The following is a 20,966-nucleotide window of genomic DNA, read 5'->3' on the forward strand; positions in this document are numbered from 1 at the left end:
CGTCGGCGCCGGCAGCAACAAGCCGGTCTCTGGGGAGTCAGACTCTGCCTAGATCAGCTATTCAACTGCTGTACTTGGCAATTTGTCGTGTGGGCCGTTGGCTATGCGGCTGAGTTGATCATTCGGCTATCGCCGGATGCCGTAAGAACAGCAAGGTCGGTACCGAGGTTTTCCGGGGCTGGATCGGTATATGGCAAATGACCTGCTGCTGTCTCAAAGCGTTTTCCAACAATTTCGTCGACCGGCTGATCGGCCGATTGCAATCCGGCGTGCGGTACGCCGGAATATGCGCGACGGAGGGAAAGTTCGGCAAATACCGCGTCTTATTGATCAAGTTCATCCTGCAGCGTGGAGCAAAACAACCATTTCCCTCGATCCCGACCCACCAGGGAACTTCCCCGGTCGCGAGTCGCGATGGCAAAGCGCTGATCGTTCGCTGAACGCCCGAGTGATGCTCGGCGGCACAAATGACCGAGCATCGGCGGGGGCTGCGCCAACCGAACTGCTCGGTGTAGTTGTGCTTCTGCGTCAATTTTGATAACGATAACCATTCTCAATAACTGGGGATCTTGCATCAGCACGGGGAGGTTGTCTCATGGCCGCGATCTGGATGGCCTCACCACCGGAGGTACATTCCTCGTTGCTGAGCAGCGGGCCTGGCCCCGGCCCGATGTTGGCCGCCGCCGGCGGGTGGTCGTCGTTGAGCTTCGAATATGCCGCAGTGGCAGACGAACTCACGGCCGTGCTGGGCGGCGTGCAGGCAGGAGCCTGGCAGGGCGTCAGTGCCGAGCGATACGTGCTAGCTCACCTTCCCTACATAGCGTGGCTGTACCAGGTGAGTGCCGATAGTGCGGCGACGGCTGCACGGCACGAAACCGCAGCCGCGTCATATGCCACCGCGCTGGCCGCGATGCCCACGCTGGCCGAGCTGGCCGCCAACCATGCCCGGAACGCCGTGCTGGTGGCTACCAATTTCTTTGGCATCAACACGATTCCGATCGCGCTGAACGAGGCCGACTATGTGCGGATGTGGATCCTGGCGGCCGTCACGATGGAGGCATATCACGGGGTGGCCGAGGTCGCGGTGGCAACCACCCCGGCCACACCCGCGGCCCCGCAGATCCTGCACAGCGAGCACGCTCATGACGAGCACGACGACCCTGACCACGATGACGACCACGATCATGACCACGACGGCGATCACGATCACGATCACGACGGAGACCATGACCACGACGGCGATCACGATCACGGGTCACACGGAGACCTCAGTCCACTCGACCCACGCTGGTGGCTGGAAGTGGGCCAGGAGCAGATCGAGAACATTCACCTCCTGATCGACAATCTGCTCAACGACCCTGCTGCACTGTTGACCAACCTGCCGATGGTGCTCGCCGACATGGCTTTCCACGCGTCGCAGCTGCTGCAGGTGGTAGTCCAGTTGTCCCCGGCCCTGATTCAGCCGGCGCTGAGCCTGGTGATCGCCAACGTGGGCTGGGCCGTTGCCGGTCTGGCCGCCATTCAGCCGGCGGTCCCCGGCGTCGCGGAGATCCCGGCCGGGACCGAACCCGGGTCCTGGCCGGCCGCCGGGGCCACTTCGACCGGATCGGCCGGCCCGTCGACAGCTCCGTCGTCATCCGCGCCGGCAGCCCCCGCAACCGGTGCCTCGGCGTCCGCGACCGCCACCGCCGCGCCGGCACCATCGGCCGCGCCAGGTGGGGGACCGGGATTTTTCCCGCCGTATCTGATCGGCGCTCCTGGCGTCGGGGTCCCCGCTGCGGCGACGTCCGGCGCTGCGGCCCTCGCCAAGAAGAAGGCTTCCGCACCCGATGCCGCTGCGGCCGCTGCCGGGGAATCGGCCCGCGAGGCCCGGGCGCGCCGACGCCGCCGCGCCGCGCTGCGGGAGAAGGGCCACGGCAACGAATTCATGGACCTGGACGCCGACCCGCAAGAGGACACCGGGCCAACCGCGTCGCGCCAGGGTGCCGGACCACTGGGATTCGCCGGGGTGCTCGACAAGACGGACGCGACGACGACGGGGTTGACGACGCTGGACGGCGCGGATTTCGGCGATGGTCCGAGGGAGCCGCTGTTGCCGTCGACGTGGGATACCGACCGCAAGGATTGAGCGGGTCGGCCAGAACGCAGAAACGCCGTCTGCTTGCGCAGACGGCGTTCCCGATATCGGGGTGGCTGACGGGACTCGAACCCGCGACAGCCAGGATCACAACCTGGTGCTCTACCAACTGAACTACAGCCACCATCGCCGCGTTGCCTTTGGAGCGTGTGCGGCTCGTAGATACTAACTGCTCGGGTGTCCTACTGCCGAATCGGTTTCCGACGCGTCGTCCTCGGGCGGTCCGAGCTCGGCGGCGACAGCGGCGATATCGCTGGTAGACGGCCCGGGCTGAGCGACAAATGCCGTCGAGCGGTAGTACTTGAGTTCGCGGATCGACTCGTGGATGTCGGCCAGCGCGCGGTGTGCGAGGCCCTTCTCGGGCTGGCCGAAGTAGATCCGCGGGTACCAGCGGCGGCACAGTTCCTTGATCGAGCTGACGTCGATCATCCGGTAGTGCAGGTAATCGTCGAGTTTGGGCATGTCGCGGGCGATGAAGCCGCGGTCGGTGGCGATCGAGTTGCCGGCCAGGGGAGCGGCCTTGGCCTGTTTGACGTGGCCGCGGATGTAATCGAGCACCATCTCTTCGGCGGTGGCGACGTCGACGGTGGACCGCCGCACCTCCTCGGTCAGGCCGGATCGGGCGTGCATCTGTTTGACCACATCGACCATCGAGGACAACGCCGCGTCGTCCGCGTGAATCACCACGTCAAGGCCGTCGCCGAGGATGTTCAGGTCTGCGTCGGTGACCAGAACCGCGATCTCGATCAGACGATCGGACTTCAGGTCCAGGCCGGTCATCTCGCAGTCGATCCATACCAGTTCGTCTCGCACAAAGACCCACAGTATTCCCATAGCTAGGTGGAGAACTGTCACACCCACCGCGCGTGGCGCCCGGCAAGTAGTGTCAGAGCCCGATCGGCTCGTTCGCGTAATACGGGAGGACCACGGCATGACCACCGAATCGACAGCCACCCCCGCGCAGCAGATCGCTGCCGGCTACGCAGTCGAAGGCCAGGCGCTGGAGTTGGGAACGGTCGTGGTGGACGGCGCCGTCGACCCGGCCGCGCAGGTTCGCATCCCGCTGGCCACGGTCAACCGGCACGGGCTGATCGCCGGTGCCACCGGTACCGGTAAGACCAAGACGCTGCAGGTGATCGCCGAGCAACTCTCGGCAGCCGGCGTCCCGGTGATGATGGCCGACGTCAAAGGCGACCTGTCCGGGTTGGCCAAGCCGGGAGAAGCCGATGACAAGGTCGACCAGCGCGGCACGGACACCGGCGATACCTGGACGCCGACGGCGTTCCCCGTGGAGTTCCTGTCGTTGGGTACCGAGGGCGTCGGAGTTCCGGTGCGGGCCACGATCACCAGCTTCGGTCCGATCCTGTTGTCGAAAGTGTTGGGGCTCAACAACACTCAGGAGTCAACCCTCGGTCTGATCTTCCACTGGGCCGACCAGAAGGGACTGCCCCTGCTGGACATCAAGGATCTGCGATCGGTGATCCAGTTCCTCACCAGTGACGAGGGCAAGCCGGAACTCAAGGCTTTGGGCGCGGTGTCGACCACGACCGCCGGCGTCATCCTGCGGGCGCTGGTCAACCTGGAGGCCGAGGGCGCCGATTCGTTCTTCGGCGAGCCCGAGCTGGAGCCCAAGGATTTGCTGCGCACCGATCCGCAGGGCCGCGGCATCATCACCCTGCTGGAGTTGGGCGCCCAGGCCACGCGGCCGGTGATGTTCTCGACGTTCTTGATGTGGGTGCTGGCCGATCTGTTCACGACGCTGCCCGAGGTCGGCGACGTCGACAAGCCCAAGTTGGTATTCATCTTCGACGAGGCGCATCTGCTGTTCAACGACGCATCCAAGGCGTTTCTGGAGCAGGTCGAGCAGACCGTGAAGCTGATCCGATCCAAAGGCGTCGGTGTGTTCTTCTGCACCCAATTGCCCACCGATGTGCCCAATGACGTGTTGTCACAGCTGGGCGCTCGGGTGCAACATGCGTTGCGCGCCTTCACTCCCGATGACCAGAAGGCGCTGTCGAAGACGGTCCGCACGTACCCGAAGACCGATGTCTACGACCTGGAGAAGGCGTTGACGTCATTGGGAACCGGTGAAGCGATCGTCACGGTGCTCTCCGAGCGAGGCGCGCCGACGCCGGTGGCGTGGACCCGGATGCGGGCGCCGCGGTCGTTGATGGACACCATCGGCACCGACGCGATCACCGCGACGGCCAAGGCCAGCCCGTTGCAGGACACCTATGGCCAGACCGTCGATCGGGATTCGGCGTACGAGCGGCTGGCCGCCAAGCTGGCCCCGCCGCCCTCGCCCGAGGATCCGGGTGGCTTCGCCGGCGTCGAGGCGTCCGGTGACATCGAACCGACGCCCGCTCCGGCGCAGCCCCAAGAGCCGGGCATGCTCGAGCAGGTGCTCAAGAGTTCGGCATTCAAGAGCGCCATGCGTTCGGCGGGCACGGTGATTGGCCGGGAGATCACCCGAAGCATTTTCGGCACGGGGCGCCGCCGCTAGTTCTTCTCCCGCCGAAACCGCATTCCAGCAGGCCCTCACTCGATGTTTCCCTGCTGGAATGCCATTTCGGCGAGAAGGGGCCGCGAAAACCTAACCGCCGCCGAGTTTCTTGTAGACCGCGCCGACGATCGGGGTGACGATGGCGCGCGGCGCGTAGCCGCTGGCCATCGACATGGCCTTGGAGGTCACGCCAGGCACCACGCGCATCTTGTTGCGTTCCAGCCCGTCCAATGACAGCTTGGCGGTGTATTCCGTTGAGATCCAGAGGAAGTCGGGGATCAGCCGCTCCACGAGGGACTGCTCGGACTCGTCGGGCAGGTCGGTGCGCACCGGGCCTGGCGCCAGCACGGTGACGTGCACGCCGGCGCCCTTGAGCTCACCGCGCAGCGACTCGCTGAACGTGTTGGCGAAGGCCTTGGACGCCGCGTAGGTGGCGTTGTTGGGGATCGGGGAGTTGCCTGCGGCCGATCCGGAGATCAGGATGCCACCGGCGCCACGCTTGACCATCCCCGGCAGGACCGCCAGCACCAGGTCGTGCACGCCGAGCACGTTGAGTTGCACCTGTGCCTTCTCGCCGGTCGGATCCAGGTCCGCCACCGGCCCGAAGGTCGCGGTGCCGGCGTTGGCGCACAGGATCGAGATCTCGCGCTGGGCCAGCTCGTCGCACAGGACGTCGCGGGCCGTCGGGTCGGTGAGGTCGACGGCCCGGACCTCCACGGTCACGCCGTAGCGCTCGGTGAGCCGTTGCGCCAGGGACGTCAGCACGTCTTCGCGCCGCGCGGTGATGATCAAGTGGTGGCCGCGGGCGGCGAGTTCGGTGGCCAGCGCCTCACCGATGTTCTGTGAGGCGCCGGTGACGACGGCACGGGCATCCGGACTGGGTGCGGGTACGGGCATGGGGCAATCCTAGAAGGAGCCGAAACCCATAAGGTGTCGGTCATGACTAACCCCGGGCGGGCGAGGGTGCTCGCGTGGGCATTGTGGGACTGCGGTGCGACCGGCCTCAACGCAATCGCCGTCACCTTTGTGTTCTCGGTGTATCTGACCGGTGCGGTCGGGTCGGACCTTCCCGGGGACACCACGCCGGCCAGCTGGTTGGGCCGGGCGATGACCGTCGCCGGTCTCGTGGTGGCCTTCCTGGCCCCGGTGACCGGGATCTGGGTGGACGCACCGGAGCGTCGGCGGCGGGTGCTCGCGGTGATGACCGGAGCGGCTGTGGTGCTGACATCGGCGATGAGCCTGATCCACGATGACCACCGCTATCTGTTGCCGGGTCTGATCCTGTTGGCCTGCACAGCGGCGTGCAACGAGCTGGCCACGGTGCCCTACAACGCCATGCTGCGGCAGTTGTCCACGCCGGACACGTCCGGACGGATCTCCGGCCTCGGCCTGGCGCTGGGTTACGCGGGTAGCGTCGTGTTGCTGCTTCTGGCCTATGTCGGGTTCATCGCCGGTGACGGCGAGACCCGCGGTCTGTTGGGGATTCCGGCCGCCGACGGACAGAACGTGCGGGCGGTGATGCTGCTGACCGCGGTCTGGTTCATGTTGTTCGCGCTGCCGGTGTTCATCGTGGTACCGAAGGTGACCGCCACCGGCCCCGCCGAGCGCGTCGGTCTCATCGGCGCCTACCGCCGCCTGTGGTCGGAGATCCGCGGTGAATGGCAGCGCGACCACAACGTCGTCTACTACCTGTTGGCGAGCGCGGTGTTCCGCGACGGGCTGGCCGGAGTGTTCGCGTTCGGCGCCGTGTTGGGCGTCAACGTCTACGGCATCTCCGAGGCGGACGTGCTGTTGTTCGGCATGAGCGCGTGTGTGATCGCCGCGGTCGGAGCGGTCGTCGGTGGGCAGCTCGATGACCGCCTGGGGTCCAAACCCGTCATCGTCGGATCGCTGGTCTGCCTGCTCGTGGTCGGGCTGTCGCTGCTGGCGCTGGCGGGGGCGGTGGCCTTCTGGGTGTGCGGGCTGCTGCTGTGCCTGTTCATCGGCCCGACCCTGTCGTCGGCCCGCACCCTGATGCTGCGGCTGACCGCCGACGGCAAGGAGGGTGTGGCCTTCGGGCTCTACACCACCGTCGGTCGCGCGGCGTCGTTCCTGGCGCCGTGGCTGTTCTTCACCTTCATCGATCTGTTCGGCACCGACCGGGCCGGTATGGGCGGACTGTGCGTGGTGATGGCGCTGGGATTGGCCGGGATGCTGGCCGTGCGAGTTCCGGCGCGGCTCAGCGTGTCCCCACGCAGATCGTGATGCCCGAACCGGTGCGGTGCTGGGTCTGGACGCCGTTGACGGTCACCGTGCAGGCCACCTCGGGGCCGAAGTTGACCACACTCACGCTGGCGGTTTCGGTCGCGGGTTGAGCCAGTTCCACCTGCTTGGTCCAGGGCAGCGGGACGTTGAACTCGGTCTGCAGCATGTTGCCCGTGTCGAGGTACGTGATGTTGATGGCACGACCCTCACCGGTGACCTCGTAGGTCACGGTCTCCGTCGGTCCGGTTGCGGTGGTCGTGGGTGGCGCGATGGTCGGTGCGGGGACCGGACGGGGTGCTCGCGAGGTCGTGGTGGGGGTCGTCGGCGCCGTGCTGAAGCTCGGCTCGGGCGCGATCGGAGGCGCGACGACCGTCTCCTGGCGCGAACCGTTGGTGATCACCAACGCGACGACCAGACCCACGAGCACCAGGATCGCGATGCCGGCCAGGATCCACAGCCACAGCCGAGGCTCGTGGCCGTCGGGCTCGTCAGGGGTGGGCGTGGCGGGAGGTGGCGAACCCGCTCCGTACTGACCGGTTGCGCCGGCGGCGTCGTACCCGTAGGGAGGGTAGGACGGCAGCTGCTGGGTGGGATTCGGGTACGCACCCTGATACGGCGGCTGGTTCGCGTACGCCGGATCTGGATAGTCAACGGGAGAGCCGCTACCGAACGGTTGGGTCGGATCGGACCCGTCGCGGCGTGGTGAATCGGTCATGCCCACCTCATGGCTGCGAGGGTACCTGTGCGGATGCTCAGTGTGCCGCGACCGAGGTCATGCGCAGGTGGCGGGAAGATGGTGGGTGCACGGCGAATGAGGCAGGAGGGCGCGAGGTGGTCGCAGATCAACACGTGCGGGTGAATTACGGCGCGTCGTTGTCACCGGATGCGACGGCATTCGCCCACTTGGTCGACGACGGGGGATACCCGCGGGCGGTGCAGCGGTTCCTGCGCGGATGGCGAGCCAGCTCGTCGCGTGACGTGGAACTGCCGGTCATCGGGCCCGTGACGAAGGTCATCCACTCCGCCGATGGCCACTGGCTGGCGTGCCAGGTGGCTCCGGAAGGCGGAACCCGCAGCCAGATCTGGGTGGTGACCACCGACCCGGACGACCGCGACGCGCGTCGTATCGACTACTGGCCGGCCGAGATGCCCGAGGGAACCGCGGAGCTGATCGGCTGGGATGGCACCCAGGTGGCGGCGATCCTCACCGGCGAGGACGGTGTCGGTAGTTCCTGCCTGATCGATCCGGCCACCGGAGAGACCCTGGTGCTCGACCGCCGTTCCGGCGGCCGGCTGGTGGACGCCTGGGCCGGTGCCTCGCTGGTCCGCGTCGGCCCCCGCGGCTATCACGAACTCATCATGTTGTGGGGGCTCACCGAGATCGCGCTTTTACCCGCCGATCCCGGCTCGGTCACCGATTTCGGGGTGATCCTCGACGATCACACGCCCCGTCGGTTGCGCAGTGGCATCGACGGTGAGACCCGGTTGTACCACCCGGCCAGCACGTACGGCCCGGACAACATGGAAGGCTTTGTGCGGGCATTGATCCGCAGCGACAACGGAGCCGGCTACGCCCGTCTGCTCGAGGTGACCGTCACCGCCGAGGGGGTGTCCTACCACGTGGTGGCCGAACGCCCGGGCTATGACCTCGACGAGTTCGTGGTCAGTGACGACTTGTCGACCGTCGCGTTGCTGTGGAACATCGACGGCCGCAGCGAGTTACAGATTCTGGAGTATCTCGACGAGACCCTGTCGGCGCCGATTCCCTTGCCCGGGCCGGTGGCCGGCGAACTGAGTATCAGTGCCGGCGGGTCGATGGTGGCGGTCACCGTGCAGGGACCGTCGTTGCCGCGCACCGTCGAACTCGTCGAGCCGCGGTCACTGGAATGGGAGCGGATCGACCGGGAACCGAGCCGTGGACCGCTCACCGCGGCGCCGACGCTGGAACGGATCACCGCGCGCGACGGGCTCGAGCTCACCGCGTGGCTGTATCGCCCGCAGACCGAGACGGTCGGTGCCGTGATGTTTCTGCACGGCGGGCCGGAGGGACAGGCACGCCCCGAATACAACGAGATCTTCCCCGCGCTACTGGACGCCGGATTCGCGGTGTTGACGCCGAACGTGCGCGGCTCGGGCGGGTTCGGCCGGGCGTTCGTGCACGCGGACGACAAGGAATTGCGGTTCGCTGCAATCGATGACGTCGCCGATTGCGCCGGATATCTGGTCGACCGCGGTATCGCCCCGCCCGACAAGTTGGCCTGCACCGGCTGGTCCTACGGTGGTTACCTGACCCAGGCGGCCCTGGCGTTCCATCCGGAGTTGTTCGTCGCCGGCATCAGCATCTGCGGCATGAGCGACCTGAACACCTTCTACCGCACCACCGAGCCGTGGATCGCGGCGGCCTCCTATCCCGAATACGGCCATCCGGTGGCGGATCGTGATCTGCTGGAACGGCTTTCGCCGCTGCCGAAGGCGGACCAGATCATCGCTCCGCTGCTCCTGGTGCACGGCGGCAACGACACCAACGTGTTACCCGACGAATCTCGGCAGATGTACGACGCGCTGGCGGCACTGGGCCGCACCGTCGAACTGCTGATCTTCGACGACGACGGGCACGAGATCGTCAAACGCGAAAACCGTGCGGTGCTGGTCGACACCGCGACCCGATGGTTGTCGAAGGCGTTCGGCGTCTAGCTTTACGCGGTGAGCGCCGCGAGCGTCATGCGGCGCAGCACAGCGCGTGAATGCGCCTTGGGTACAGCCGGCCTCGCGCTGTGCGGGGTGGAGTTCAGCAGCCCGAACGCGGCATGGGCCATCACCCGGGCGTCCTCTTCGGCCAGGTTGGGGTCCAGCCGGGTCAGCACCGACACCCAGATCTCGACGTATTGGCGCTGGGACCGGCGGACCTGACGTCTGGCGGTGTCCGGCAGGTGGGCCAGGTCGCGGTCCTGGATGCGGATCAGGTCGGATTCGCCGAAGACGAAGTCGAGGTGGAAGTCCACCAGACGATCCAACGTGTCGGCCGGATTGTCGTCGGCCGCAGTGACGTCCTGTGCCCCGGCGAGCAGCCGGGTACTGATGCCGACGAGCAACTCGACCAGCAGGGCTTCCTTGTTGGGGAAGTGCCGGTAGATGGCGGGTCCGCTGATGCCGACGGCCGCGCCGATGTCCTCCAGCCGCACCGCGAGGTAACCGCGTTCGGCCACAAGCCGTTCGGCGGCGGCAATCAGTTGGCTGCGGCGATCGGACTTGGCCTTGCTGCGGCGGGTGACGGCGCTGTCGGACATGGCGCCTCCGGGGGTAGACAACTCAGTTAATGAAAACTAACCTATCACGAGTTAGTTGTCATTAACCGAAATGGGAGCTGCCTTGTCATCGCACCGCGACGAGCATCTGGCGCTGGTGGAGCAACTGCGCGCCAAGCTCGCCACCGCCGCACTCGGCGGCCCCGAGCGGGCCCGTCAACGCCACGTCGACCGGGGCAAGTTGCTGCCCCGGGACCGCGTCGACGGGCTGCTGGACCCGGGCAGCCCGTTCCTGGAGATCGCCGCACTGGCTGCCGACGGGATGTACGACGACGAATGTCCCGGTGCCGGGATGATCGCGGGCATCGGCCGGGTCTCGGGCCGGGAATGCCTGATCGTGGCCAACGACGCGACCGTCAAGGGCGGCACGTACTACCCGGTCACGGTCAAGAAGCATCTGCGTGCGCAGGAGATCGCGCTGCAGAACAAGCTGCCGTGCATCTATCTGGTCGACTCCGGCGGTGCCTTCCTGCCGCGTCAGGACGAGGTGTTCCCCGACCGTGAGCATTTCGGCCGGATCTTCTACAACCAGGCCACGATGAGCGCGCAGGGCATCGCGCAGATCGCCGCGGTACTCGGCTCATGCACCGCCGGCGGGGCCTACGTGCCGGCGATGAGCGACGAGGCTGTCATCGTGCGCAACCAGGGCACGATCTTCCTCGGCGGCCCTCCACTGGTGAAGGCCGCCACCGGTGAGGTCGTCACCGCCGAGGACCTCGGCGGCGGGGATCTGCACTCCAAGACGTCCGGGGTCACCGATCACCTGGCCCACGACGATCGCGACGCCCTGCGCATCGTGCGCAACATCGTCGCCACTCTGGGCCCGGCCGAGGCGCCGCCGTGGGCGGTGGCGCCCACCGTGGACGCCGTCGCCGATCAGACCGAGCTGTACGACGTGGTTCCGGTGGATTCGCGGGTGCCCTACGACGTGCACGAGGTGATCACCCGCATCGTCGACGGCGGTGAGTTCAACGAATTCAAGGCCGAGTACGGCACCACTCTGGTCGCCGGGTTCGCCCGCATCCACGGCCATCCGGTCGGCATCGTGGCCAACAACGGAGTGCTGTTCGGCGAATCCGCGCTCAAGGGCGCACATTTCATCGAGTTGTGTGACAAGCGCAAGACGCCGTTGTTGTTCTTGCAGAACATCGCCGGGTTCATGGTCGGCCGAGACTACGAGGCCTCCGGTATCGCCAAACACGGCGCCAAGATGGTCACCGCCGTGGCCTGTGCCCGGGTGCCGAAGCTGACCGTGGTGATCGGTGGCTCCTACGGCGCGGGCAACTACTCCATGTGCGGCCGGGCGTACTCCCCGCGCTTCCTGTGGATGTGGCCCAATGCCCGCATCTCGGTGATGGGCGGTGAGCAGGCCGCCTCCGTGCTGGCCACCGTGCGCGGCGACATGAGCGCCGAAGAGGAAGAACAGTTCAAAGCGCCGATCCGCGCCCAGTATGAGCATCAGGGCAACCCGTACTACTCGACCGCTCGGCTCTGGGATGACGGGGTGATCGACCCGGCCGACACCAGGACCGTGCTCGGACTTGCTCTTTCGGTTGTGGGCCAGGCTCCGCTGGAGCCGGTCTCTTACGGCGTCTTCAGGATGTGATGATGACTTCAAGCCCGATGTTCCACACTGTCCTGGTTGCCAACCGTGGTGAGATCGCGGTCCGGGTCATTCGCACCTTGCGGGCCATGGGAATCCGGTCGGTCGCGGTGTTCAGCGACGCCGATGCCGGAGCACGCCATGTCTTGGAAGCAGATGTGGCTGTCCGCCTGGGACCTGCCGCGGCGCGGCAGAGTTACCTCGACATCGACGCCGTTGTCGCTGCCGCGCGGCGCACCGGCGCTCAGGCGGTCCACCCCGGATACGGATTCCTTTCCGAGAACGCCGAATTCGCCGCAGCGCTGCAGGCCGCGGGCATCGTGTTCATCGGCCCGCCGGCGCCGGCCATCGCCACGATGGGCGACAAGATCGCCGCCAAGGCCGCGGTCTCGGCGTTCGGCGTGCCCGTCGTTCCCGGCATCTCACGTCCCGGGCTGACCGACGAAGACCTGGTCACAGGCGCACCCGAGGTCGGTTTCCCGGTCCTGGTGAAGCCGTCGGCAGGTGGTGGTGGCAAGGGCATGCGTGTGGTCGAGCAGGCTGCCGATCTGCCTGCCGCGCTGATCAGCGCCCGTCGCGAGGCCGCGGCCGCTTTCGGTGACGACACCCTGTTTCTGGAACGATTCGTGTTGCGGCCCCGGCATATCGAGGTGCAAGTGCTCGCCGACGGTCACGGCAACGTGATTCATCTGGGGGAGCGTGAGTGCAGCCTGCAGCGCCGGCATCAGAAGGTGATCGAGGAGGCTCCCTCGCCGCTGCTGGATCCGGCCACCCGGGCACGCATCGGGGCGGCGGCCTGCGACACCGCGCGTAGTGTCGATTACACCGGCGCCGGCACGGTGGAGTTCATCGTGTCCGCGGATGCGCCCGATGAGTTCTTCTTCATGGAGATGAACACCCGATTGCAGGTCGAACACCCGGTGACCGAAATGGTCACCGGCATCGACCTGGTGGAACAGCAGGTTCGCATTGCGGCCGGCGAAAAGCTCACGTTCGGTCAGGATGACATCGTCATGACCGGGCACGCCGTGGAAGCCCGGGTCTACGCCGAGGATCCGGCCAACGGCTTCCTACCCACCGGTGGACCGGTGCTCGGGCTGCGTGAGCCCGCGGGTCCCGGGGTGCGGGTTGATTCCGGTCTGGTCGCAGGCGCCGTCGTCGGCAGTGACTACGACCCGATGCTGTCGAAGGTCATCGCCCATGGCCCCGACCGGAGATCGGCGTTGCACAAGCTGGACCGGGCCCTGGCCGACACCGCGGTACTGGGTCTGACCACCAACACCGAGTTCCTGCGCTTTCTGCTGGCCGATCCCGATGTGGCGGCGGGCCGATTGGACACCGGCCTGTTGGACCGAAGGGCGCCGGATTTCGCCCCCGAGGTCCTCGGCGACGCCGAGTTGATCGCCGCGGCGGCCTACCAGTGGATCAGCGACTGGTCGCAGGCCGGTGATGACCTGTGGGCCCGGCCGACCGGGTGGCGGGTCGGCGAGCGCGCCCCGGCCGCATTCCGGCTGCGGGCCGGCACCCGCACTGACCACGTGTACCTCACCGGGACCCCGGAACAGGCCACCGCCACGGTGGAGAACGGCGAAACCCACACCGTGAGTGCCGGTTTCGTCGACGATCAGTTCACCGTGACCCTCGACGGCCTGCGTACCGAGTATCTGGTCGCCACGCAGCTCAGCGCCGGGATCGGCCAGCTCTGGCTTTCCGGCGGCGGGCGTAGCTTCATCGTCGAGGAAGTCCGCGAGGCGCCGGTGCGCCCCGACGACGCGCACAGCGGGGATGCTGAACTGGTCAGCCCGATGCCGGGAACCGTTGTCGCCGTGGGCGTCACGAACGGCGCCGAGGTGAGCGCCGGGACGATGGTGGTCACCGTGGAGGCGATGAAGATGGAGCACGCCCTGACCGCACCGACCGACGGTGTGGCCGAACTACTCGTCGCCGTCGGCGACCAGGTCAAAGTGGGTCAGCCGCTGGCCCGAATCAAGGCAACGCAAAAGGAATCGACCGATGAATAACTATCTGTCTACCGGGAACCTGCCCGAGGAATATGCAGAGCTGGCCAAGAGCGTCCGTGACTTCGCGCAGAGTGTGGTGGCACCGGTGGCAGCCAAACACGACGCCGATCACAGCTTCCCGTACGAGGTCGTCTCCGGGATGGCCGATATGGGACTGTTCGGTCTGCCGTTCCCCGAGGAGTACGGCGGGATGGGCGGCGACTACTTCGCGCTGTGCCTGGCGCTCGAGGAGCTCGGCAAGGTCGATCAGAGCGTGGCCATCACGCTGGAAGCCGGAGTGTCGCTGGGCGCCATGCCGGTGTACCGCTTCGGCAACGATGCGCAGAAGGAAGAGTGGCTGCCGCTGCTGGCTTCCGGAAAGGCGCTGGGCGCGTTCGGCCTGACCGAGGCCGGCGGCGGCAGTGACGCCGGCGCCACCAAGACCACTGCCAAAATGGATGGATCAACTTGGGTTATTAATGGCTCCAAGCAGTTCATCACCAACTCCGGCACCGACATCACCAAGCTCGTGACCGTCACGGCCGTCACCGGTGAGGCCGCCGACGGCAAGAAGGAGATCTCGTCGATCCTGGTGCCGGTGCCCACCGAGGGTTTCACCGCGGAACCGGCGTACAACAAGGTCGGCTGGAACGCCTCGGATACTCATCCGCTGAGCTTCGACGACGTGCGGGTGCCGGCCGAGAACCTGCTCGGTGAGCGCGGCCGGGGTTATGCGGGCTTCCTGCGCATCCTCGACGAAGGGCGCATCGCCATCGCGGCGTTGTCGGTGGGCGCGGCGCAGGGATGCGTCGACGAATGCGTCAAGTACGCCAAGGAACGGGAAGCCTTCGGCGCCAAGATCGGGACCTACCAGGCCATCGCCTTCAAGATCGCCCGGATGGAAGCCCGGGCGCACGCCGCCCGGACCGCCTACTACGACGCCGCGGCACTCATGTTGTCCGGCAAGCCCTTCAAGAAGGCGGCCTGCGTGGCCAAGCTGGTCTCGAGCGAGGCGGCCATGGACAATGCCCGTGACGCCACCCAGATCTTCGGCGGCTACGGATTCATGAACGAATACCCGGTGGCACGTCACTACCGGGACAGCAAGATCCTGGAAATCGGTGAGGGGACAACGGAAGTGCAGCTGATGCTGATCGCGCGGGAGGCGGGTCTGTGAGCGAAGCGAACATCGAGGCCCAGAGCGAAGCGAACATCGAGGCCCAGAGCGAAGCGAACATCGAGGCCCAGAGTGAAGCGAACATCGAGGCCCAGAGCGAAGCGAAAGTGATCGCGCAGCGCGGGCTCTGGTACGAGGAATTGGAACCCGGCGTGCGCTACGTGCACGCGCCGGGCCGGACCATCACCGAGGCCGACAACGTGCTGTTCACCACCGTCACCATGAACACCCAGGCGCTTCACCTCGACGCCGCCTGGTCCGACGAGCAGCCGCCGTTCAACGCCCGTCTGGTCAACTCGATGTTCACGTTGGCGACCCTGGTGGGGTTGTCGGTTACGCAGATGACCCAGGGCACCACCGTCGGGAACCTCGGCTTCTCCGACATCGCGTTTCCCAAGCCGATGTTCCACGGCGACACCTTGTATGCCGAAACCGTCGTCACCGAGAAGCGCGAATCCAAGAGCCGCCCCGGCGAGGGGATCGTGACGTTTGTACACACCGGACGCAACCAGCACGGTGACGTCGTCGCCACCGCCACCCGCAAGGCGATGATGCGCAAGAAGCCCAGCGAGGAGAGCTAAGTGCCCTTGGACAACGCCGGCCCGGCCTGGATCTTCTGCCCGGCCGACCGACCGGAACGCTTCGAAAAAGCCGCAGCGGCAGCCGATGTCGTGATCCTCGATCTGGAGGACGGCGCCGGGGACAAGCCCGCGGCGCGCGAAGCGATCGTCAACACCCCGCTCGACCCCGGCCGCACCGTCATCCGCATCAACCCGGCCGACACCGAGGAGCAGCGGCTGGATCTCGAAGCGCTGAAACGCACCCCGTACACGACCGTGATGCTGCCCAAATGCGAATCGGCCGAGCAGATCACCGCGCTGGCACCGCTGGACGTGGTGTTCATCGTCGAGAGCCCGTTGGGTGCGCTCAAGATCGCCGAGTCCGCCGCAGCGGCCAACACCGTCGGGGTGTTCTGGGGAGCCGAGGATCTGTTCGGGTTCCTCGGTGGCACCGCCAACCGCTACCCCGACGGCAGCTATCGCGAGGTCGCCCAGCACATCCGGTCGCAGTCGCTGCTGGCCGCCAAGGCCTACGGCAAGCTCGCACTGGATTCGGTGTACATCGACATCAAGGACCTCGACGGCCTGCGCCGTGAGGTCGACGACGCCGTCGCGGTCGGATTCGACATCAAGGTGGCCCTGCACCCCACTCAGGTCGCGGTGATCCGGGACGGCTATGCACCCTCGGATGAGCAGGTGCAGTGGGCGCGACACGTGTTGGCCGCCGCGGCCGATCAGCGCGGTGCTTTCGCGTTCGAGGGCATAATGGTGGATGCCCCAGTGCTGCGACGGGCCGAGCGGATCGTCCAGCTAGCGCCACACCCAGGCACCTAGCCGGAGGCCTCTCACCAGGGGTTTTGCACGTGCCGCCGCTGTACTGAGCACCTCATGGACTGGCGGCGTAACATGCCGCCACCCGAGAAGGAGGCGGTATGGCTGAGTCATCTGCGACGCCGGTTGCCGAGGTAACGAGCGTCGATCTTGATCCGGTGCGTCTGGTCGACGCCGATGGATCACCCACCGATGAGGCGCGGTACAGCCGCGATCTGCCCCACGAGACGTTGGCCTGGCTCTACGAGTCCATGGTCGTCACCCGCGACCTGGACACCGAGTTCGTCAATCTGCAGCGCCAGGGTGAGCTGGCGCTGTACGCCTCGTGTCGGGGGCAGGAGGCCGCGCAGATCGGGGCGACGGCCTGCCTGCGCAAAACCGACTGGTTGTTCCCGCAGTACCGCGAGATCGGCGCATTTCTGCTGCGCGGCATCACCCCGGCTCAGATGGGTGCGGTGTGGCGGGGCGTGTGGCACGGCGGGCAGAATTTCACCGCCAAATGCGTCGCGCCGATCGCGATCCCGATCGCCACGCACGCGTTACACGCGGTGGGTGCGGCCATGGCGGCCCAGCGCCTCGACGAGGACTCCGTGACCGTGGCGTTCATCGGCGACGGTGCCACCAGCGAGGGCGACACGCACGAAGCGCTGAACCTGGCCGCGGTGTTCGCCGCGCCGTGTGTGTTCTTCGTGCAGAACAACCAGTGGGCGATTTCGGTGCCGGTGCACAAGCAGCAGGTCGGCCCCTCGATCGCGCACCGCGCCATCGGCTACGGCATGCCCGGCATTCGTGTCGACGGCAACGATGTCCTGGCCTGCTACCTGGTGATGGCCGAGGCCGCCGAGCGGGCCCGAGCCGGTGGCGGCCCTACGCTCATCGAGGCGATCACCTACCGGATGGGCCCGCACACCACGTCCGACGATCCGACCCGCTACCGGTCGGCTGACGCAGTCGACGAGTGGTTGCCCCGCGACCCGATCGCACGATATCGCGCGTACCTGCACACCATCGGCGTGCTCGACGAGCGCCTGGAACAACGGGTCACCGCACGGTCCCGGCGGTTGTGCGCCGAACTGCGCGACACCATCGTCGGAGCACCCGACGCCGATCCGACCGAGATTTTCGACACCGTGTACGCCGAGATCACCCCTGATCTGGCACGTCAACGTGATGAGTTGTCGGCGGAACTGGCGAAGGAGGCGTGACATGACTCAGATTATCGATCGGCCTGCGGCCCAAGGTGATTCGCCGGAACCGTGGGAGCCCGTACTGAAACCCATGACGGCGGCCACCGAGCTGACCATGGTCGCCGCCATCAACCGCGCGTTGCACGATGCGATGGCCGCCGACGAACGGGTACTGGTGTTCGGCGAGGACGTCGCCACCCTCGGCGGGGTGTTCCGAGTCACCGAGGGCCTGTCCGAAACCTTCGGTGAAGGACGGTGTTTCGACACTCCACTGGCCGAATCCGCGATCATCGGGGTGGCGATCGGTCTGGCGATTCGCGGGTTCACTCCGGTACCCGAGATCCAGTTCGACGGCTTCAGCTATCCGGCCTTCGACCAGATAGCCAGCCACCTGGCCAAGTACCGTATGCGCACCCACGGCGACGTGGACATGCCCGTCACGGTGCGGATTCCGTCCTTCGGTGGCATCGGTGCGGTCGAACACCACTCGGAGTCCACGGAGTCCTACTGGGTTCACACGGCCGGCCTCAAGGTGGTGGTTCCGTCGACCGCGTCGGACGCGTACTGGCTGCTGCGCCATTCGATCAGCTGTCCCGATCCGGTGATCTTCCTGGAGCCCAAGCGACGCTATTGGGCGCGCGAACCCGTCGATACGAGCAGCCCCGCACCGCCGATCGGCCGGGCAGCAGTGCGCCGCAACGGGACCGATGTCACCGTGATCACCTACGGCGGGTTGGTGGCCACCGCGCTCAATGCCGCCGACCTGGCCGCCGAACGAGACTGGGACCTTGAAGTCGTCGACTTGCGCTCGCTCAACCCGCTGGACTTCGACACGGTAGCGGCGTCGGTACGACGCACCGGCCGGGCCGTGGTGATGCACGAAGGGCCCCGCACTCTCGGCTTCGGGGCTGAGCTGGCCGCCCGCATCTCCGAAGAGTGCTTCTACGACCTTCAGGCACCGGTGTTGCGCGCCACCGGTTTCGACACACCATACCCGCCGGCCCGGCTGGAAAAGGTGTGGCTGCCCGGCGTCGACCGCTTACTCGACTGTGTCGAGCGTGCGATGGGTCAACCGTGAACCGGGAGTTCCTGGTCCCGGATCTCGGTGAGGGACTGCAGGATGCCACCATCACCAGTTGGAGTGTCGCGGTGGGCGACTGGGTCGAGCTCAACCAGACGCTGTGCACCGTCGAGACCAACAAGGCCGAGGTAGAGATCCCCAGTCCGTTCGCCGGCCAGGTGGCAGAACTCGGTGGCGCGGCGGGGGAGACGTTGACCGTCGGATCGATGTTGGTACGGATCGCCACAGATGAACCGGCCGAACCCGCCAAAGTGGCAACAGCACCCGCGAAAAATGGTTCGACACCTCGCAAGTCGGTGCTGGTCGGCTACGGCACCGACGACACCATGGACGCCAGTCGGCGCCGGTCGGCCTCGGACGGTCTGCGCGGGCGGGCGCGCGCCAAACCACCGGTCCGGAAGCTGGCCGCGGAACTGCACGTAGACCTCGACACGCTGTCGCCAGGGTCGGGGCCCGAGGGCATCGTCACCCGCGACGATGTGCTGGCCGCCGCGGGCAGTTCGGAGATCGTCGATGTCGGCGGCGTGCAGGCAGTCATGGCGCGGCGGATGACCCTGTCGCATCAGGATATTCCCGATGCCCACGCCCGCGTCGATGTCGACTGCAGTGCGTTGTTGCGGCTGCGAGAGCGGATCGCGGTGGCCGACGCCGAACTGCCGGTGACGCCGTTCGTGTTGGTGCTGCGGCTGCTGGTGTCGGCACTTGAAAGGCATCCGCTGCTGAACTCCACCTGGTTGGTGACCAGTAACGGTCCCCAGATCCACCGGCATCCGGCCGTGCACCTGGGTTTCGGGGTGGCGGCACCACGCGGCCTGCTGGTTCCGGTGGTGCGGGATGCGCAGACGATGACCACCCGAAAGCTGGCCGGTACGGTTGCCCGGCTCGTCGACGCGGCCCGGGCCGGCACGTTGGGTCCGGCCGAATTGTCTGGGTCGACGTTCACGGTGTCGAACTTCGGCGCGCTCGGCATCGACGACGGTGTCCCGGTGATCAACTATCCGGAGGCCGCGATCCTCGGCATGGGCTCGATCAAGCCTCGTCCGGTCGTGATCGACGATGCCGTGGTGGCCCGCCCCACCATGTCCCTGACGTGTGTGTTCGACCATCGGATCATCGACGGTGCGCAGGCGGGGGCATTCCTGGGCGATCTGCGCACGCTGATCGAGGCGCCCGAGTTGGCCGTCCTGGACCTGTAGCTCAGGGCCGTAGCGGCTACCGGCGTTTGGCGGCAGCCAAACGCGCAGCAAATTCGGGAGATTCGATGGATCGGGCTTGCGGACCGAGTTCGATGTCGACGGCGAGGCGATGCTGATCGAGGTCGACCACGCCGGGGTTGGCGGTGGCTCGCATCGAGGCCTTGGTGGCGATGACCACGTCACGCGGCGCCCCTGCCGGGCCCGCCGCGAGAGCGCGGGCCGCGTCCACCGGGTCCTCGGCGATCGACAGGGCCAACCCGTGGCGCACCGCAGACTCGGCGTCAAAGCGCATGCCGAACAGCAGCGCCGCCCGGGCCACCTGCGGGCCGACGCCCCGTTGCAACATCCAGGTGGCGCCACCGCCGGGATGGATGCCGAGTTTCTGGAACCGCGGATCGAACAGGGCCGCCGGGCCGGCGATGCGCACGTCGGCGGCCAGGGCCAGGTTCAACCCCGCGCCCACCGCGGCGCCGTTGACCGCCGCGATCGTCGGCAACGTGCAATTCGCCACCGCCAGAAACCCGTCATAGATCGCACGCAGGCCATCCTCGGTGGCCGCCCCGAGCGCGGTGAGGTCGGCGCCCGCACAGAACGCCTTGCCTGCCCCGGTGACGATCACCGCATGCACATCGGGATCGGCCTCGGCGTCCTCGACCGCGGCACGCAGGGCCGCGGACATCTCGAAGGTGACCGCATTGCGGCGATCGGGGTCGTTGACGGTGATGACGGCGACGTGATCGTCGACGCTGACCAACACTGAATCCGGCACGGCCCTCAGCCTAAACCCGGTGCCGTGGCGGTCAGGAATTCGAGCCTTCGTCGGGACACTGCACATCCACATAGACCGTGACCGACGACTGTGCCAGGGCCGGCTCTCCACGATTGGGGTTGTGGATCGCGTTGACGCGGCATCTCGACAACGGCAAGGTGCTGGTACCGCCCACCCAGTTGATGGCGACGGTGTAGCCGTCGGAATCCAGCTCCTGGATGATCTGGTCGGCGGGCTGACCACCGGGCGTCGGGTCCGCCATCGCGGACGGGGCCATACCGATCGCCATCGCCGGCGCGAGCACAGCCACACCGGCGGACACCGACTTTCGCACGCACGTCAACATCTCGATCCTCCCGGCGGTCGGATCTCG

Annotated in this window: 19 protein-coding genes and 1 tRNA gene; 13 read left to right on the top strand and 7 right to left on the bottom strand. The window is 66.9% G+C overall.

Features of this window, described 5'->3' with window-relative positions; genetic code table 11:
- Nucleotides 1–190: 190 nt before the first annotated feature.
- Nucleotides 191–538 (top strand): hypothetical protein, encoded by a 348-nt coding sequence (locus A5740_RS28930; protein WP_139335111.1) that lies wholly within the window; start codon nt 191–193, stop codon nt 536–538.
- Between the two features lie 57 nt (nt 539–595).
- Entirely contained in the window at nt 596–2,128 is a 1,533-nt protein-coding gene (locus A5740_RS13705; protein WP_076194853.1) for a PPE domain-containing protein, read from the top strand.
- A 60-nt stretch (nt 2,129–2,188) separates the two neighbouring features.
- Here A5740_RS13705 and A5740_RS13710 read toward each other — a convergent pair.
- Both A5740_RS13710 and orn read right to left on the bottom strand, forming a co-directional pair.
- Nucleotides 2,189–2,261: transfer RNA gene (locus A5740_RS13710), tRNA-His, on the bottom strand.
- A 41-nt stretch (nt 2,262–2,302) separates the two neighbouring features.
- Complete coding sequence (orn, locus tag A5740_RS13715) at nt 2,303–2,950, bottom strand: oligoribonuclease (RefSeq protein ID WP_076194887.1); 648 nt, start codon at nt 2,948–2,950, stop codon at nt 2,303–2,305.
- A 118-nt stretch (nt 2,951–3,068) separates the two neighbouring features.
- Between orn and A5740_RS13720 the strand changes: the two genes are divergently transcribed.
- Nucleotides 3,069–4,640 (top strand): helicase HerA-like domain-containing protein, encoded by a 1,572-nt coding sequence (locus A5740_RS13720; protein WP_076194855.1) that lies wholly within the window; start codon nt 3,069–3,071, stop codon nt 4,638–4,640.
- A 90-nt stretch (nt 4,641–4,730) separates the two neighbouring features.
- Here A5740_RS13720 and cmrA read toward each other — a convergent pair whose 3' ends face one another.
- The gene (gene cmrA, locus A5740_RS13725) at nt 4,731–5,537 is read right to left on the bottom strand and encodes a mycolate reductase (protein WP_076194857.1); all 807 of its coding nucleotides are present in this window, start codon (nt 5,535–5,537) and stop codon (nt 4,731–4,733) included.
- Nucleotides 5,538–5,579: 42 nt separating this feature from the next.
- Here cmrA and A5740_RS28340 point away from each other — a divergent pair, with 42 nt between their 5' ends.
- A complete protein-coding gene (locus tag A5740_RS28340) occupies nt 5,580–6,884 on the top strand; it encodes an MFS transporter (RefSeq protein WP_076194859.1) in 1,305 nt (434 codons plus the stop codon).
- Here the strand turns inward: A5740_RS28340 and A5740_RS28345 are convergent.
- The gene (locus A5740_RS28345; protein ID WP_076194861.1) at nt 6,859–7,599 is read right to left on the bottom strand and encodes an MmpS family transport accessory protein; all 741 of its coding nucleotides are present in this window, start codon (nt 7,597–7,599) and stop codon (nt 6,859–6,861) included. The two genes, A5740_RS28340 and A5740_RS28345, sit on opposite strands and share 26 nt — an antisense overlap.
- A gap of 59 nt (nt 7,600–7,658) precedes the next feature.
- On the opposite strand from A5740_RS28345, the gene A5740_RS13740 reads away from it, so the two are divergent.
- Complete coding sequence (locus A5740_RS13740) at nt 7,659–9,578, top strand: S9 family peptidase (RefSeq protein ID WP_254849183.1); 1,920 nt, start codon at nt 7,659–7,661, stop codon at nt 9,576–9,578.
- Nucleotides 9,579–9,580: 2 nt separating this feature from the next.
- Here A5740_RS13740 and A5740_RS13745 read toward each other — a convergent pair whose 3' ends face one another.
- Nucleotides 9,581–10,171: a TetR/AcrR family transcriptional regulator gene (locus A5740_RS13745; protein WP_076194863.1), complete on the bottom strand. Its 591-nt coding sequence runs from the start codon at nt 10,169–10,171 to the stop codon at nt 9,581–9,583.
- 70 nt (nt 10,172–10,241) lie between these two features.
- Here A5740_RS13745 and A5740_RS13750 point away from each other — a divergent pair, with 70 nt between their 5' ends.
- The 8 genes from A5740_RS13750 to A5740_RS13785 all read left to right on the top strand — a co-directional run bounded on the left by A5740_RS13750 (nt 10,242) and on the right by A5740_RS13785 (nt 19,824).
- Nucleotides 10,242–11,795: a carboxyl transferase domain-containing protein gene (locus A5740_RS13750; protein ID WP_076194865.1), complete on the top strand. Its 1,554-nt coding sequence runs from the start codon at nt 10,242–10,244 to the stop codon at nt 11,793–11,795.
- 17 nt (nt 11,796–11,812) lie between these two features.
- Nucleotides 11,813–13,813 (top strand): acetyl/propionyl/methylcrotonyl-CoA carboxylase subunit alpha, encoded by a 2,001-nt coding sequence (locus A5740_RS13755; protein WP_076194866.1) that lies wholly within the window; start codon nt 11,813–11,815, stop codon nt 13,811–13,813.
- The gene (locus tag A5740_RS13760; protein ID WP_076194868.1) at nt 13,806–14,969 is read left to right on the top strand and encodes an acyl-CoA dehydrogenase family protein; all 1,164 of its coding nucleotides are present in this window, start codon (nt 13,806–13,808) and stop codon (nt 14,967–14,969) included. The genes A5740_RS13755 and A5740_RS13760 overlap by 8 nt, the downstream gene beginning before the upstream one ends.
- A gap of 83 nt (nt 14,970–15,052) precedes the next feature.
- Nucleotides 15,053–15,550: a MaoC family dehydratase gene (locus A5740_RS13765; RefSeq protein ID WP_076194890.1), complete on the top strand. Its 498-nt coding sequence runs from the start codon at nt 15,053–15,055 to the stop codon at nt 15,548–15,550.
- Nucleotides 15,551–16,363, top strand: a complete 813-nt coding sequence (locus A5740_RS13770) for a CoA ester lyase (RefSeq protein ID WP_076194870.1) — start codon at nt 15,551–15,553, stop codon at nt 16,361–16,363.
- A gap of 98 nt (nt 16,364–16,461) precedes the next feature.
- The gene (pdhA, locus tag A5740_RS13775; protein WP_076194871.1) at nt 16,462–17,565 is read left to right on the top strand and encodes a pyruvate dehydrogenase (acetyl-transferring) E1 component subunit alpha; all 1,104 of its coding nucleotides are present in this window, start codon (nt 16,462–16,464) and stop codon (nt 17,563–17,565) included.
- 1 nt (nt 17,566) lies between these two features.
- Nucleotides 17,567–18,625: an alpha-ketoacid dehydrogenase subunit beta gene (locus A5740_RS13780; protein ID WP_076194872.1), complete on the top strand. Its 1,059-nt coding sequence runs from the start codon at nt 17,567–17,569 to the stop codon at nt 18,623–18,625.
- Nucleotides 18,622–19,824, top strand: coding sequence for a dihydrolipoamide acetyltransferase family protein (locus A5740_RS13785; protein ID WP_076194874.1), 1,203 nt, complete (start codon nt 18,622–18,624; stop codon nt 19,822–19,824). The genes A5740_RS13780 and A5740_RS13785 overlap by 4 nt, the downstream gene beginning before the upstream one ends.
- Before the next feature lie 16 nt (nt 19,825–19,840).
- On the opposite strand, the gene A5740_RS13790 is transcribed toward A5740_RS13785, so the two are convergent.
- Together A5740_RS13790 and A5740_RS13795 are read right to left on the bottom strand one after the other, a co-directional pair.
- Nucleotides 19,841–20,593 carry an enoyl-CoA hydratase gene (locus tag A5740_RS13790; protein ID WP_076194876.1) on the bottom strand — a complete coding sequence of 251 codons (753 nt, stop codon included), beginning with the start codon at nt 20,591–20,593 and terminating at the stop codon, nt 19,841–19,843.
- A gap of 31 nt (nt 20,594–20,624) precedes the next feature.
- Nucleotides 20,625–20,939, bottom strand: a complete 315-nt coding sequence (locus A5740_RS13795) for a hypothetical protein (protein WP_076194877.1) — start codon at nt 20,937–20,939, stop codon at nt 20,625–20,627.
- Between the last annotated feature and the right edge of the window lie 27 nt (nt 20,940–20,966).

Origin of the sequence: Mycobacterium sp. GA-1841 (assembly GCF_001954135.1) — a bacterium.
In the GTDB taxonomy this organism is placed as follows: domain Bacteria; phylum Actinomycetota; class Actinomycetes; order Mycobacteriales; family Mycobacteriaceae; genus Mycobacterium.